The sequence below is a fragment of the Candidatus Cryosericum septentrionale genome, assembly GCF_003570995.1.
Classification (GTDB): Bacteria; Caldisericota; Caldisericia; order Cryosericales; family Cryosericaceae; genus Cryosericum; species Cryosericum septentrionale.
The window spans coordinates 22,893-35,589 of the sequence record NZ_QXIY01000017.1; the positions used below are offsets into that span (position 1 = coordinate 22,893).

Annotated in this window: 12 protein-coding genes and 1 pseudogene; 11 read left to right on the forward strand and 2 right to left on the reverse strand. The window is 46.8% G+C overall.

From position 1 onward, the window contains the following. Positions 1–253 precede the first annotated feature (253 nt). From SMC1_RS04295 to SMC1_RS10565, 8 genes and pseudogenes are all read left to right on the forward strand, one after another. Positions 254–1,384, forward strand: coding sequence for a DUF917 domain-containing protein (locus tag SMC1_RS04295; protein WP_207799301.1), 1,131 nt, complete (start codon positions 254–256; stop codon positions 1,382–1,384). A gap of 15 nt (positions 1,385–1,399) precedes the next feature. Beyond that, entirely contained in the window at positions 1,400–3,097 is a 1,698-nt protein-coding gene (locus SMC1_RS04300; RefSeq protein WP_119085566.1) for an ABC transporter substrate-binding protein, read from the forward strand. A gap of 28 nt (positions 3,098–3,125) precedes the next feature. Then, positions 3,126–3,347, forward strand: a pseudogene (locus SMC1_RS11245) (ABC transporter permease); the annotation flags it as partial. A 45-nt stretch (positions 3,348–3,392) separates the two neighbouring features. Further along, positions 3,393–4,148 carry an ABC transporter permease gene (locus SMC1_RS04305; protein WP_207799302.1) on the forward strand — a complete coding sequence of 252 codons (756 nt, stop codon included), beginning with the start codon at positions 3,393–3,395 and terminating at the stop codon, positions 4,146–4,148. A gap of 8 nt (positions 4,149–4,156) precedes the next feature. Next, complete coding sequence (locus tag SMC1_RS04310; protein WP_119085568.1) at positions 4,157–5,017, forward strand: ABC transporter permease; 861 nt, start codon at positions 4,157–4,159, stop codon at positions 5,015–5,017. Beyond that, the gene (locus tag SMC1_RS04315) at positions 5,018–6,010 is read left to right on the forward strand and encodes an ABC transporter ATP-binding protein (RefSeq protein ID WP_119085569.1); all 993 of its coding nucleotides are present in this window, start codon (positions 5,018–5,020) and stop codon (positions 6,008–6,010) included. Positions 6,011–6,013: 3 nt separating this feature from the next. Then, positions 6,014–7,003 carry an ABC transporter ATP-binding protein gene (locus tag SMC1_RS10560; protein WP_207799303.1) on the forward strand — a complete coding sequence of 330 codons (990 nt, stop codon included), beginning with the start codon at positions 6,014–6,016 and terminating at the stop codon, positions 7,001–7,003. 20 nt (positions 7,004–7,023) lie between these two features. Beyond that, positions 7,024–8,073, forward strand: coding sequence for a leucyl aminopeptidase (locus SMC1_RS10565; RefSeq protein ID WP_165849208.1), 1,050 nt, complete (start codon positions 7,024–7,026; stop codon positions 8,071–8,073). 147 nt (positions 8,074–8,220) lie between these two features. Here the strand turns inward: SMC1_RS10565 and SMC1_RS04325 are convergent, their stop codons facing one another. Beyond that, positions 8,221–8,418, reverse strand: coding sequence for a hypothetical protein (locus tag SMC1_RS04325; protein WP_119085570.1), 198 nt, complete (start codon positions 8,416–8,418; stop codon positions 8,221–8,223). A 95-nt stretch (positions 8,419–8,513) separates the two neighbouring features. Then, on the reverse strand, positions 8,514–8,840 hold the full coding sequence (locus SMC1_RS04330) for a hypothetical protein (protein ID WP_119085571.1): 327 nt from the start codon (positions 8,838–8,840) through the stop codon (positions 8,514–8,516). Between the two features lie 316 nt (positions 8,841–9,156). On the opposite strand from SMC1_RS04330, the gene SMC1_RS04335 reads away from it, so the two are divergent. Genes SMC1_RS04335 through SMC1_RS04345 form a run of 3 tightly spaced genes read left to right on the forward strand, consistent with a single transcriptional unit; the run spans position 9,157 to position 12,661 of the window. Then, complete coding sequence (locus tag SMC1_RS04335) at positions 9,157–9,564, forward strand: SCP2 sterol-binding domain-containing protein (protein WP_119085572.1); 408 nt, start codon at positions 9,157–9,159, stop codon at positions 9,562–9,564. 42 nt (positions 9,565–9,606) lie between these two features. Next, on the forward strand, positions 9,607–10,782 hold the full coding sequence (locus tag SMC1_RS04340; RefSeq protein WP_119085573.1) for an iron-containing alcohol dehydrogenase: 1,176 nt from the start codon (positions 9,607–9,609) through the stop codon (positions 10,780–10,782). Positions 10,783–10,813: 31 nt separating this feature from the next. Next, complete coding sequence (locus tag SMC1_RS04345; RefSeq protein ID WP_119085574.1) at positions 10,814–12,661, forward strand: aldehyde ferredoxin oxidoreductase family protein; 1,848 nt, start codon at positions 10,814–10,816, stop codon at positions 12,659–12,661. The last annotated feature ends 36 nt before the right edge of the window (positions 12,662–12,697 follow it).

The window sequence follows — 12,697 nt, forward strand, 5'->3', positions numbered from 1 at the left end:
AAGTTATCCGAAATCTCAAGTTATCCGAAATCTCAAGTGTATGGAGTGCGTACACAAATCTAAGAAATTGACCTTAAGGAGGTGTGAATAGGATTGCAAATGTAACATGCGGAGTCCCAAATGTATGTAACGCGTACGCGGTTCCTGAAAAAGTCCTATTTTCCTAAATGGTGCTATGAATTCGCAAAGGAGAAAAGAATCGCTTAATTTAGAAATAGATTAAAGAGATCAAGAATTCTTGTTGGAGGTTATGATGAGTACAGTAATTGCAAATAAATTGCAGGTTGAGGACTTGGCTAGAGGGGCTACTTTTTTTGGGACGGGAGGCGGTGGAGAGCCAACTGAGGGGGCAAAAGCAGTTCTAAGTGAAGTAGAACAAGGTAAGAAAATATCTCTAATTGATGTCCAGGAGCTTAGTGACGATGATTTGGTTGCTTGCCCATTCCTTATGGGGTCGATTGCGCCACTGACCAAAGAAAAATTGAAAGAGATGGAGATGTTCGGCTTGTCCAAGAAGATTTATGACTATAAAGGGATGATGGCCACGGCTGTCAAAGAGTTAGCCAACTATGCCGGGAAAAAGATCAGCGCTGTTGTTCCTATTGAGCTTGGTGGTGGAAATACTCTTGCAGCCGCTGCAGCAGGTTCCAGTCTGAATATCACAATTGTGGATGGCGACTTTTCGGGGAGAGCCATCCCAGAAATTTCTCAAGGCACCCCTTTTCTGGCTGATAAGACCATTTACCCTATCTCGAGTGTTGATGAATTCGGCAACATTTGCATTATAAAGAATGCAATAAATACTCTGGTAGTAGAGAGAATTGGTAAATACATTAGTGCAGCCTCATTTTCACTGGCTGCTCAGTGTGGTTTCTTGATGAGTGGGAAAGAAGCTAAAGAAACCATAATCTCTGGAACGGTATCAAAATGCTTAGAGGTTGGCGCATTTATTAGGAAATCCAGAGAAAGCGGACAAAAAGTACTAGATCCTTTGGTAAACGAAGTTGGTGGGTGGCTTTTGTTTAAGGGCATTGTGTCTGCTAAGGAAACTGAGGATAAAGATGGATATTATTGGGGAACTCATACCCTGAACGGTGTTGATGAGTTTTCCGGGCAAACTTTTAAAATTTGGTTCAAGAATGAGAACCATATTTCTTGGAAAGACGATAAGCCTTTTGTGACTAGCCCCGATCTTATAATAGTAGTAGACCTAGATACGGGTGAGCCAATTACTAACACTAATTTAAAGATTACAGATCGCGTTGGCGTAATTGGGATGAAAGCCAAAGAGATGTTTAGAACCAGCAAAGGATTGGCGATACTTGGCCCGAGACACTTTGGCTTCGATTGGAACTATAGGCCTATTGAAGAAGTAGTAAAATAACAAGGGGGTAAGTAAATGTACACCAAGAGACTGGGAAGGGTTGGAGTTGTCTTAGTAGTTTTTTTAATTTCAGCGCTGTTACTAACCTTCTGGAGTAGCAGTACAAGTACTTCCAAAACAGGTGCTTACACTGCCCAACCGACAGACTATACTATTCACACCACGGAAGACTGGCCAACTTATATTGATCCTGCCGTTGGTAATGATTTTTCAGACTCAATTGCTTTACTAAACTTGTATGACTCTCTGGTATTTCCAACTGTCCAGGGTACGGTAAAACCCAGCCTTGCCGTGAAATGGGGTTTATCTAAGAACGGGTTGGTTTACACGTTCACTCTTCGACACGGGGTAAAATTCCACAATGGTGATGAACTTACGGGTGAAGATGTAGCATTCTCGATGGAGAGATTACTTACCATTAAGCAAGGCTTTGCCTATCTATTCTCACCATATGTTAAAAATGCCAAGGCGACCGGAAAATACACTGTCGTTATTACTTTGAAGAAGAGCTTTGGACCCTTTATTAGCGCCCTTCCAAGACTGTATATTTTAAACAAACGGACAGTCATGGCGCACATAGTAAAGCCTGGCACTTATGGAGCTTTTGGTGATTACGCGACAAAATGGCTGCTGACTCACGACGCTGGGTCTGGTCCATATACAGTCCAAAAATATAATGTGATAAGTGATCTGTTAGCCGCAAAATTTGCTAAATATTGGGGGGGTTGGAGTCCCAATGCACCTAACTTCTTCGAGGAGTCTGCTAGTAGTCAGCCAGCAAGTGAATATGCAGCATTTGCTACACGAGACCTCGACATAACCGATGAATTGCTACCCTTGGAAACCTATCAATCTATGGCTAAACTTACGGGTGCCACTGTCGTTACTTTTTTGAACGGGCATAATTTGAACATAATGCTGCATACTAAAAAGCCGCCCACGGATGATGTTCATTTCAGAAAGGCGCTGGCATACGTGTTTGACTATAACGCGGTAATTTCAAGCATTTATCCAGGAAGTGTCCAGAGTAAAGGACCTGTGCCAGCTACGTTACTAGGCTTTGACCCGAATCTTTTTCATTATCACACAAATCTACAGAAAGCTAAAGCGGAGCTTGCCCAATCGAAATACGCTAATAAACTCGATCAATACCCCGTTACTCTATCGTGGTGCGCCGAGGCCCCGGCAGAAGAAAAGGTTGCTCTTCTTTTCCAGGCAAATGCCGCTGAAATAGGTATTAAGGTACAGATTACAAAAAAACCCTTTGGTTCAATGGAAGCGGATGCTACCAATATCAAAACAACCCCCAATGCTTCAATTGTTTTTGTTGCCCCCGATTATCCAGAGGCTGGCGCTATGCTTAGTGTAAGATATTCATCTGCTTCAGCTGGAAGTTGGGAACAGTGTGAGTGGCTTCAAAACTCGGCGATAGACAAGATGATTAATGACGCGTTAGCAACAGCAGACCAGGCAGCAAGATTGAAGAAATATTATGCTATCCAGGCAAAAATCGTTGATCTTTGCCCGACAATCTGGGTAATGGACCAAGCAGAGAAAAGAGCTTATCAGAGCGCTTACGTTGATTGGCCCGTAGGGGATGCCATAAAAGCAGGCAAGACTGCTGTTGGCTCTTCGGTTATGGGCTATAACCTATATGCACATGACATGAAAGTCTACCCTCAAAAAAGGGCGGAGTTGCTGTCTGGATCCTAAGTCATAAGTATGGAGAAGGAATAGTGTTATGAGTTTGCCATCGTGGTTAGCCAAGAGATTAGGTGAAGCGGTAATTGTCTTGGTAGGCTTGTCAATTCTTCTTTTTTGTATCACGAGGATTTTGCCTGGGGACCCAGCCCGAATAGCTTTGGGTCCCCGGGTTCCCGAGTCTGCTGTTGAAGACTTACGAAAGCAAATGAATTTGGATAAACCCCTGCCTACTCAATACTTTTTATGGGTCAAAGGTGTCCTAAGGGGCGATTTTGGAATGTCTCTGCTGTCCAGGAGAGCGGTTGTGACTGACATTAAGGCGTATTTTCCTGCAACCCTTGAAGAAGTTATACTGGCGGCTATCCTTCAATTCGCCGGCGGTATCGGTCTTGGGATACTTGCTGCAAAATATGCAGATACCTGGCTCGATGGGATTGTAAGGGTTGTTGCATATTTGGGGATTGCCACGCCATCTTTTGTATGGGGCATTGTTCTGCTTTTACTTCTTGGCTATTGGATACCTATTCTTCCAATTCAGGGAAGGATTAGTCCTAACGTGACGCCTCCCCCTCATATAACGGGCATGTTTACGGTCGATTCTCTCTTAACAGGAAAGCTAGGTGTTCTTTGGGATAGCCTAAAGCACTTGATTTTGCCGGCGTTAGCATTAGCGCTAGCTCCGATGTCACAGGCTGCCCGGCTATTGAGGAGTAGCATGTGCGACGATATGGAAGCAGATCATGTCTATGCAATGAGAGCTTATGGTGTCCCTGAGAATCGAATCTTGACTAAATACTTAGCCAGGCTAGCTTTCATTCCTGCTATTTCTGTTATGTCATTAGATGCGGGTTCATTATTTGCTTCTGCTTTCGTAGTGGAATCTGTGTTTAATTTTCCTGGATTGTCGAGATTTGGGATGCAAGCAATTCTTAACAAAGACTTAAATTCTATTGCCGGTATATTACTGCTCGTGGGGGTCCTGTTTGTACTTATAATTATTTTAGCCGATCTAATTGTTGCATATTTAGACCCTCGCACGAGATTACAGCAGAGAGGATGAGTTAGGATATGGAAATTTTCTTGGATTCGATAAAGAATTCTATTTATAAATTTTCTCGCAATAAAGTCTCAATCATTGGTTTTTTTATGGTTGCGATGGTTATAATTGTTGCTATTTTTGCACCCCTTTTAGCCCCCTATCCTAAGGCCGCAGGGGCTTTTATTGATTTTAGCAATGCCAGCAAGCCTCCTTCTCGAGCTCATTTTTTCGGCACTGACGTTGTTGGAAGGGATATTCTGAGTCGTGTAATGTTTGCTTTTAGGGGAGCACTTATAATGGGCCTAGGAGTAATTGCGGCAATCGTTCCCTTTGGAGTTCTGGTGGGCTTATTCGCTGGCTATTACTATGGAACATGGATTGATACTGTTGTTATGCGCATTACTGATATTTTTGTCACGCTGCCGGCATTACTTTTGGCTTTAGCAGTCGCTTCGTTTGGACGGCCTAGTCTATTTAACTCCATGATGGCAGTCGCTTTTGCATGGTGGCCTTTCTATGCAAGATTGACCTATAGTATGGCTTCTTCTGTACGAAATGAAACTTTTGTAAAGGCGGCACAAACGATAGGAGCACACAAAGCGCACATTATTTTCAAAGAAATTTTGCCCAATTGCCTTGCTCCAATTTTCACTAAAATGGCCCTAGAAATCGGCTGGGTAATTCTGGTGGGGGCTACGTTAAGTTTTGTAGGACTTGGGGAGCAACCACCAACAGCTGCGTTAGGAACAATGGTATCCGATGGGGCACAATACTTGCCGGCTCAATGGTGGATTTCTTTATTTCCTGCTTTGGCGATATGTTTTATGATTTTGGCATTTAATCTTCTAGGCGATGGGGTAAAAAGTATGCTCTCTACTGAGGTATTATAGGTGTCAGAATTACTTCTGAATATCAAAGATTTAAAGGTTGGATATAGGGTTTATAAGGGGCTATTAAGAGTCTTAAACGGAGTAAACATAGAAATATATAAAGGCGAACGAGTAGGGATAGTTGGTGAGACCGGCAGCGGCAAGACTACAATTGCTAGATCGATACTGAGGATACTACCCAAGGCGGCCAAGATTTTTGATGGCAAGGTTCTTTTTGAGGACAAAGATGTCTTAACAATGTCGAAGCCTGAGGTATCACTTCTGCGAAGGCAGCAAATTTCAATGATTTTTCAGGATCCCACTGCAGCATTGAATCCAGTGTCGACAATTGGGTCTATAATGAGTGATGTCATTGGATATTCTTACACTGCTGAAGGCTCGAGAGTTAAGCCATCACAAATACGAGAGATGGCGATTAATGCGCTGAGATTGGCATCTCTGCCAGCTCCAGAGAGGATTTTGGCAAGTTATCCATTTCAACTAAGTGGGGGAATGAGACAAAGGGTTTTTATTGCAATGGCTCTTGCCACGCCTAGGTCCTTGGTAATTGCTGATGAGCCAACGACAAACTTGGATGTAACGATTCAAGATCAAATTCTAAGGTTAATTAAGAGACTAATTGATGAAAAACACACGTCCTTGATATTAATTAGTCATTCGTTAGATGTTGTCAGTGAGATGACTGATCGCGTTTACATGACGTACGGAGGTACTGTTGTAGAGCAAGCCAATACTCGAGACTTGTTCGAAAACCCGTATCACCCTTATAGCCGCGCCCTATTGTCTTGCATTCCAAGGTTGTCCGGGGGAGGATTTGGGTCGGGCATTCCAGGACAAATGGTCGATTATCTGGCTGCCCCTCGTGGTTGTAGATTTAGTCCAAGGTGCCCAAAAGCGTTGCCGGTTTGCAGAACAGAGGCACCGCCGTTAGTAGAGACTGAGCCGGGACATAAAGTTGCATGCTTTCTATTCAGCGAAAAGCAGGGGTCATAGACAATGGAAGAGCTATTGAAAGTGGACAACTTAAAGAAGTACTTTCCAGTTAATATGGGATCAATTTCTCATAGACGAAAAATCGTAGATCTAAAAGCCGTAGATGGGGTGAGTTTTTACTTAAATCAGCAGGAAACTTTAGCTTTGGTGGGTGAATCAGGATCAGGGAAAAGTACGGTTGCGGGCACCATTATGGGGTTGTATAGGGCAACTGGGGGGAAAATCTGGTTCAGGAACATGGAAATTTCTATGACAGACATTACTAAAAGACCTTTGTCTCTCAAAAAGGAAATTCAGACTGTTTTTCAAGATCCAGGAACTTCCTTGAATCCCAGAAGGACCATTGGGCAAAGCTTAGAGGTACCACTAAGAGTACATAATATGGTAGGAAAAGGCAAAGTAAAAGAAAAAATTGAGGAGCTCTTGGCAACTGTGGAACTTCCTGCGAACTACATGTCTAAGTATCCAAGGACGGTAGGTGGGGGCGAGCGTCAATTGGTTGCAATAGCAAGGGCCGTGGCCGTAAGTCCTTCTTTAATTATCTTAGACGAGCCGACATCTGCCCTGGACGAATCAGTGCAAGCAAAAATAATCAGTATGCTGGTAAAACTGCAAGCAGATCTTAACCTCTCGTATTTATTTATCACTCACAATCTTGGCTTAGTGCGGAACATGGCTACAAGAGTAGAAATAATGTACTTGGGTAAAATTTATGAAAGTGCATCTACGATGGATTTTTTTACCAAACCGCTGCATCCGTACACTCAGATGTTACTTTCGTCAATCCCAGTTATATCTGATGAAGAAAGAAAATTGAAACCAAAGCAAATAACATCAACGGGAGAAATTCCAAATCCAGTAGACGTTCCACCTGGATGTGGTTTCAATCCACGATGTCCCTTTAAATTGGAAAGGTGTTCGAGAGACGACCCTCCAAGTGTGGAGGTCACATCTGGCCACGTTGTAAAGTGTTTCTTGTATAATGAAAGTTAGACTGAGAGGAGATATTAGAAATGCCCGAATCTTTAGAGTTAGAGATCGCTATTGCAGCGCATAAGGTTGTTGACGACTTAGTTGGGGTAAGGCCTGGGGAGAGTGTGTTAATAACCTTGGACTCGCGTGGCTATTGGAAAGTTGCCGAGGAAACTGCTAAGGCCGCAGCAGTTGCAGGAGCCAAGGTTCTTTTAGCTTGGCATAGTACTCCAAACGGCTATGGAAAAATTGCTGATCCTTATTTACCCGACGGACTGAAGAGTGCTATACCTAACACAGATGTTTGGATCGAATACAATCACCAGTGGCTTCTCTATTCAACTCCCTGGGAGGAAGCCATAAAGGAAGCTAAAAGAGTCCGATATTTATTTCTTGGCGGGCTAAATGCGGACCAGTTTGTAAGGTTGATTGGATGCATTGACCTGTCGTTGCAAAAGCAATTCCAGGATTTGGTAGTAAAGATGACTAAGGATGCCAGAACAATGCGAATTACAACTCCTGCTGGCACTGATATTATATTTGAAAACGACCCCGAAAGACCTGTAGGAAATGAGGGTTGGGCTTTAGAGCCAGGAGCCCATTTCCTTTTAGGCCAAATTGATTGGGCCCCCATTGAGGAGAGCATCAATGGAACAATAGTATTTGATGGTTCTATATCAGGAGGGGGGGAAGCTGAGATAGGAATATTAAGAGAACCTATTAAATTTCTAATTAAATCGGGCAAGGTTATTAAGATTGATGGCGGCAGAGAGGCTAAAATTATATCAGATTGGCTCGAACGGTTGTCCGATCCGGGTATGTATAATGTAGCTCATGTTTGTTATGGATTTAATCCACAAGCAAAATTATCAGGACTATGCACTGAAGACGAAAGAGTCTGGGGGGCAACTGAGTGGGGATTTGGGTATCAAAATCCGTTTTGGAAAGGCAAAGCAGGTTGTGCAATATCTCATATGGACGGAATTTGCTTGAATTCCTCGGTTTGGCTTGATGATGAATTGATCATGGAAGAAGGAAAGCTTGTTCAGCCAGGCTTGGCAGATCTAGCAAGAAAAATTGGAAAGCAGTAATGCCCAATTTTGTAAATTATATATTTGGACAGGATACCAAAGAGCCGGCAAAGAAATAGGAATGTGGCGTTTTAGATGTCGAACTGGCCTTGCTGGTTTAATTGAGCTGCGTATCATGTCAACTCACGTAAGAATGGATGTGAACCATCAGGTCGTCAACTCACCAGAAACGGAGGCGTAGCTGCCACGTTTGTTGATGACCAAAGATTGTCTCCTTTTGGCAATTGCATCCAGGTGTTCCTGGCAGAGGAGGATCTCATGGTGCAGCCTCGTCATGTCCAGCTCTGCACGTATGGCCAAGAGGCGTTTCTTCGTCTGTTCTGCAACATCCTTCCGTGCTAGCATCCGTGCGCATGGTGTCTATGCGTTGTCATACACCTTGGTGATGTGACTCCCGGTCTTGACGTTGTGCAGGAGCTTCTGGCTGGGAAGGAACCAGTTCACCATGAGGTGCAGGGCCTGGTACAGTCGGTGACAGTAAGCGTCCAGCCGAAGTCTCCCACGGCCTGCCCTCCGCCTCGACCCACCAGGTCCACGGCCAGGACGCCAGGGATGCCCAGCGGAGGGTCAATGCACGTCTGAACGGAAATCCTGCTACCCAGAGGAGTGCTCCGGGTGTGGCAGAGTCCGTGCAGATGATACGTCTGCCTCTCCCCTGCCAGGAGCCGGAGGGTCGTGGCAGGACTCATCTGCAGGAGAAGCCGCTGAGTCTCGTCCTCCACATGGAGATGTCCATGGGCTGTGAGGTTCTCCACGAAGAGCGGCATGTCTCCTGCAGTATCCCGCCCCCTCACAGAAATCGTCCAACACCTCCGACTTCCTTGTCTTCCCTGCCTTCAGATATACCTGTGCCTTGACCATCGTGAGCTTCTTGCATTCCTGCATCGTGAGCTCCATTCCCGCTGCTCTGTTCTCATCCAAAGGATCAGCAGTATTCTGTCATCCTTCACCTCCATTTTGCATGAGCCGATGCGCGCCATTGAATAGAATTATTGAATGATGTAGACTGGAGGTACTCTTTTAAATGAGCACAGGAAGGTCGGCGCTTAAGGTGCCGAGTTAGCTAAAAAGGAGGCTTTTATCATGGCTAAGTATTTGTCTCAAGAATGGTGTGATCTGTACAAGGAGGAAATCAACAAAAGCAAGGCATATGAAGAGGCCGCCAAGACTTGGGAGGGCGATTTTTATTTTATCACAGAGCCGGGCGGACCGGTTAAGGAGAAAGGTTTCATGTATGTCGATCTTTATCACGGCAAATGCCGGGCTTGTGAAATTGTTACCGACCCCAACAAATACAAACCTGCATTCACCCTTGCAGCTCCCTATAATATTTGGAAGCAAATTGCCACCAAGAAGCTTGATTCTACAAAGGCACTGATCACTAGACAATCCAAACTGACGGGCGACATGGCCAAAATCATGCGCTATACCAAGGCCGCCAATGAGCTTACAAACTGCACGATGCTAGTTCCGACTGAATGGCTGGACTGATAGTCTGGCCAGCGAATCATAATAATAGAAGGAGGCCAATATATGTGGAATTTTTCCTGTCCTTTGATTGTCTACGGGGATAATTCTCTCGATTATCTAGCGCAGGTTAAAGGGAAGAAAGCGTTTATTGTCACCGACAAGAACATTCTAAAACTCGGTCTGATCAAACCTGTTACCGATAAACTCGATGAAGCAAAAATTCAGTGGGAAATATTTGATGATGTAGAACCGGAGCCGTCGCTTACCACGATCAAGAAGGGCGGCGTTGCAGTGGGCAAATATCAGCCGGACTGGGTCATCGGCATCGGCGGCGGTTCCTGCATGGATGCCGCAAAAGCGATTATTCTGCTTCTAGCGCGGCCGGAACTGGAACCGGAATCCTTATCGGTCCTTGAAGAGTTCAATTTCCGGACCAAGGCCAGGTTGATGGCGATTCCCACCACCAGCGGAACCGGTTCGGAAGCCACCTGGGCTATAGTGCTCACCGACACAAAGGATAACCGCAAACTGGGTCTGGGCTCCACCGAATGCATGCCGGATGTCGCCATCCTCGATCCGGTCATGGTTATGGGCATGCCGCCGCAAATTACGGCGGACACCGGAATGGATGTTATCTGCCATGCGATCGAAGGATACACCTCTGTCTGGGGCACCAGCATGACCCTCGGACCGGGATTGATCGCCACGCGGCTGACGCTGGAATATCTGGCCCGCGCTTATAAAGACGGCGGCGACCTCGAAGCCCGCAAGGAAATGATGAATGCTGCGACAATGGGCGGTATGTCCTTCGGCAATTCCATGGCCGGATTGGCGCATAGCACCGGACATGCCCTCGGGGCGATTTTCCATGTTCCGCACGGACGCGCCGTCGGTCTTTTCCTGCCCTACACCATGGAGTACCTGATTAACGAATCCGCCGAGACAACAGCCAAATATGCCGAAATAGCCCGCTACTGCCGTGTCGCATCATCTGGCTCCGACAAGGAATGCGCCCTGGCTCTGGTAGCCAGAATCCGCGCCCTGGCCGGGGAACTGGGCCAGCCTCTCTCGGTCAAGGATTGCGGCGTCGGTCAAGCTGAATATGAAAAGGAGATACCGAGGCTGATCGAAAGGGCGTTAAATGAGGTTATGACCATGACCGTAACCCGCATTCCCGGCGAGGAAGATCTGGGCAGGATATTCAAGTATGCCTACGAAGGCAAGAGCATTGATTTCTAAAGATACTACAAATAAATAGAAGGAGGAGACCATGAACGGATACCACAACAGGGTACTGATTGCCGATCTTACCCACGGAACGCTCAGAGATGAGCCACTCAATGAAAGGTATGCGCGCGATTTTCTGGGCAGCACCGGACTGGCCGCGCGCTATCTCTATGATCTGGTCAATGAGCAAACCGATCCTCTGGGACCGGATAATCCGCTTATCCTGATGCCGGGTCTCCTCAATGGTACGAGCGGCCCCAGCGTCAGCCGCTGGGGCGCCGCCGCCAAATCTCCGTATACCGGATTTTATGGCGATGCCAACGCTGGCGCATGGTTCGGCGCTGAGCTCAAGAATGCCGGTTACGACGGCATTATCCTCCAGGGCCAGTCCGCCCGGCCGGTTTATCTTTACATCAAGGACGGCGTGGCCGAAATTAAGGATGCGGGCCATCTCTGGGGGAAGGATACCTACAAGACTCAGGAAGAAATCAAGAAGGAACAAGGCGATAATCGCGTGCAGGTAGCCTGTATCGGCCCTGCCTCGGAGAACTTGGTACTATATGGCAATATCATGTCCGAGCACGGCCACTGTCTCGGCCGGGCGGGACTGGGCTGCGTAATGGGCTCAAAGAAGGTCAAGGCGATTGCGGTGCGCGGCAAGATGAAGCTGTCTATGGCTCTGCCGGAAGAATTCCGCGAGACCGCAAAGCAGGCCATGAAGGAGGTCAAGGAAGGTTTTCTGTCCATGATCATGCACGAAACCGGCACGGCGGGCTGGATTGATTCCGCCATATCCTATGGCGACGGGCCGGCCAGATATTACACCGCTCCAACTATGCCGGAATCAACAAGAATAAGCGGCGCCGAGCAATTGGAGAAATATCAGATCGAAAATACCGCCTGCTACGGCTGCCCTATCCGTTGCCGCAAGGTGCTGGCGATCAAGGAAGGAAAGTATTTGTATGATAAAGTCGAAGGCCCCGAGTATGAAACCCTGGTGGCCTGGGGCGGAATGATGGGGCTGGATCTGGATATGTCCACCGCCGTATATATTAATGAGCTTTGTAACGGGTACGGGTTTGATTCGATCAGCAGCGGCGCCAGCGCGGGCTATGCATTTTATCTTTATAGCCTGGGAGTAATTACCGAAAAGGACACCGGCGGGCTTAAACTTACCTGGGGTAATACGGATGCGGCAATCGAACTGCTGCATCTGATTGCCAAAAACCAGGGATTCGGCGCCGTACTGGCAGGCGGAACCAAACGCATGGCGCAAAAATACGGTCGCCCGATAGGAGAAGCCGTCCAGTGCAAAGGACTAGAATTTCCCATGCACGATCCCCGAGCGTATCATTCCATGGGCCTGGTTTACGCTACTGCCGCGCGCGGCGCTGATCATAATAAGAATGATGCCTACCAGGTGGACGGCGGAACAAGCCATCCCGATCTGGGGCTGGAAATCACCGACCGCTTTGCCGATGATAAGGCCGCAGGCGTGGAAAAAGGGCAGAACTTCCGGGCGCTGACCGATAACCTCGGCATTTGTCACTTCGCCCAGATACCGTTTAACTTAATGATCGGCATGGTTAATGCCGCCACCGGCTGGAATACGACCGTGGATGAATTATTAGAGGCTGGGGAACGCACTTTCCAGTTGCAGCGCGCATTGTCCTGCAAGCTGGGTGTCACCGCCAAAGACGATGTATTGCCGGAACTGGCCATGAGGCCGATTCCCGATGGCGGGCAGGAAGGCCATGTACCCAATATGGGAAAGATGCTGCCTGAGTATTATGCTATTAGAGACTGGAACAAAACTACTGGCAAACCTTCAAAAAAACGCTTGGAGAACCTCGGTATGCCGGAAATCGCCGCATCCATCAGGGCAGAATAGTTGTAGCATAGAGCTCAGTGGGAATAGCAAAGACTC

Bases quoted from the DNA above. Each gene is read 5' to 3' on its own strand.
- SMC1_RS10565 (WP_165849208.1), top strand. From the start codon at position 7,024: ATGCCCGAATCTTTAGAGTTAGAGATCGCTATTGCAGCGCATAAGGTT.
- SMC1_RS04325 (WP_119085570.1), bottom strand. From the start codon at position 8,418: ATGCTAGCACGGAAGGATGTTGCAGAACAGACGAAGAAACGCCTCTTG.
- SMC1_RS04330 (WP_119085571.1), bottom strand. From the start codon at position 8,840: ATGCCGCTCTTCGTGGAGAACCTCACAGCCCATGGACATCTCCATGTG.
- SMC1_RS04345 (WP_119085574.1), top strand. From the start codon at position 10,814: ATGAACGGATACCACAACAGGGTACTGATTGCCGATCTTACCCACGGA.
- SMC1_RS10560 (WP_207799303.1), top strand. From the start codon at position 6,014: ATGGAAGAGCTATTGAAAGTGGACAACTTAAAGAAGTACTTTCCAGTT.
- SMC1_RS04310 (WP_119085568.1), top strand. From the start codon at position 4,157: ATGGAAATTTTCTTGGATTCGATAAAGAATTCTATTTATAAATTTTCT.
- SMC1_RS04335 (WP_119085572.1), top strand. From the start codon at position 9,157: ATGGCTAAGTATTTGTCTCAAGAATGGTGTGATCTGTACAAGGAGGAA.
- SMC1_RS04295 (WP_207799301.1), top strand. From the start codon at position 254: ATGAGTACAGTAATTGCAAATAAATTGCAGGTTGAGGACTTGGCTAGA.
- SMC1_RS04300 (WP_119085566.1), top strand. From the start codon at position 1,400: ATGTACACCAAGAGACTGGGAAGGGTTGGAGTTGTCTTAGTAGTTTTT.
- SMC1_RS04340 (WP_119085573.1), top strand. From the start codon at position 9,607: ATGTGGAATTTTTCCTGTCCTTTGATTGTCTACGGGGATAATTCTCTC.